We start from the raw sequence: 330 nt of genomic DNA, 5'->3' as shown, positions 1-330 counted from the left end.
TTATTGTAGATCGACGTATTATTTTTTTACAAAATCTTGAATTAAATTATAGTTATTATTCTAAATTACGAAAATGTTATTCGGGTGATAAAAGTCGTACTTTTTAACATCAACATTATCGGTTATAACTTTCTTTTTATAATAAAGTCCTTCAAAAAAACGTATAGACAAGCCTGCAGGTCTTGGATCTACAAATTCTAATAATACTTCCGAGATTTTAACCAACTCGATATTTTCTATAAATGTTATCCTTTTTTTATTGTAATTTATCTTGGTATTTTTGCTGTTGTTTTCTTCAAACTCTTGTAATATAAAATTGAGACGAAAGTT

1 protein-coding gene is annotated in these 330 nt (G+C 25.5%); it reads right to left on the bottom strand.

What is annotated here, in order from left to right; all coding sequences use genetic code 11:
• Nucleotides 1–60: 60 nt before the first annotated feature.
• A partial coding sequence (locus AC23MB_RS14410) for a WaaS/CpsH family glycosyltransferase (RefSeq protein WP_487787661.1) occupies nt 61–330 on the bottom strand: 270 nt, incomplete at its 5' end.

The organism is Soonwooa sp. T0.1_25 (genome assembly GCF_057652215.1).
Note: the sequence above shows the minus strand (reverse complement) of the source record. Positions and strands in the feature narration are given on the sequence as shown.